The organism is Pseudomonas sp. C321 (genome assembly GCF_055407105.1).
Map to the genome: position 1 here is coordinate 1 of NZ_JBUZRB010000027.1, position 1,419 is coordinate 1,419.

General features: G+C 52.6%; 1 protein-coding gene. It reads right to left on the reverse strand.

Annotation, left to right across the window (positions count from 1 at the left end; all coding sequences use genetic code 11):
• Nucleotides 1–12: 12 nt before the first annotated feature.
• Complete coding sequence (locus ACZRJ6_RS26195) at nucleotides 13–1,314, reverse strand: ISL3-like element IS1411 family transposase (RefSeq protein ID WP_011920678.1); 1,302 nt, start codon at nucleotides 1,312–1,314, stop codon at nucleotides 13–15.
• Nucleotides 1,315–1,419: the final 105 nt, after the last annotated feature.

Genomic DNA, 1,419 nt, shown 5'->3' on the forward strand with positions numbered 1-1,419 from the left:
GGCTCTTCGCATTTAAGGGTGTAGCTGATTTCTAAACCCTCCTGACTTCAGCAAGCACCTGGCTATGTAATTGGTTAAATTTCTAAAGCCCAAGGCGGTACCTCGTAAGTGCTCAAGTCGCCCGTTGATAGCTTCTGTTGGACCGTTGCTGGTTCCTGGCCGGTCGAAGTAGGCAAGGATGCTCTCAGCGTATTTTTTCAGCGTTTCCCCCAAGCCTTTCACCTCGATGAGCGCTTTGGGCAAGTCGCTGGCTGTAATGATATTTATGACCTCTTCCATGAGTTTTTTACCACGTTTTCGATCCGGCTCGTTGTAGGCGCTGACCACCCGTTGGTACATGCTCCAGGTGCAATCCACTTCGAGGTGGTGCTCATCTGCAAACAGCTGGAACAGTTGCTTTTTGTTGGCGTCAGACAGGTAGCTGATCCGAGTCAGTAGCGTTCGACGGCTTTTGTAGAGCGGGTCATTTTTACGCCCTCTGCGGCCCAGGATGTCGTGTTGCACACGCCGGCGGCATTCATCCAGCATGTTGCTTGCCCAGCGCACGACATGGAAAGGATCCAGCACGGTTTGGGCTTGAGGCAGGGCTTCTTGCGCTGCAGATTTAAACCCCGTAAAACCGTCCATGGCAATGCTTTCGATCTGGTCACGCCACGATTTGGGGCGACTCTGTAGCCATTGCTTAAAGGCTTGTTTGGAGCGGCCTTCCAGCACATCGAGCAAGCGGGCCGGCCCGTTTTTGTTACGCACGGGCGTAAGGTCAACCACGATGGTGACGTACTTGTCACCACAGCGTGTATGTCGCCAAACATGCTCATCCACGCCCAGCACGGTCACACCGTCAAAACGTGTCGAGTCATTAAAAAGCAGGCGCCGTCCTTCGTTGATAATGGCATTATTAGCGGTGTGCCATGCAACATCAAGCTGGCTCGCAACACGAGATACCGACAGATGATCCAGCACGATGGCAGCTAATGCCCAGCGTATCGCCCCATATGAAAGCTTTGAACGTGGAGGTGCTGCACTGTTTGTATCTTCATGCCAGAAACAGCCGCAAGCACAACGCCAGCGACGGATACGCAGCAGCAATCTGGTTGGTCGTTGTCCGTAAGGTGTGTGAGCAAGATGCCTATCGACAGTACCGCGTGAAACACCAGCAGCCCCGCACTTGGGGCATGGCTCGGGTGCTTTGGTTAAACGACATTCGATGACGGCGCGCTCTGCACAAAGATGTTGTCCAGTGGCAGTCAGGCCGAGGTTATTCAGTTGGCAAAAGCTGGAAAGATCAGGGCTAGAAAAGGTAAGATTGTTCACGTCGGGGGCTTAGTTTTTGTTGGTGTGAGAGCTTACATTTTCTAAGATCCTCGACTCCTTTTCCAGCCGGTCAGATTTTTTCTACACCCTTAAATGCGAAGAGCC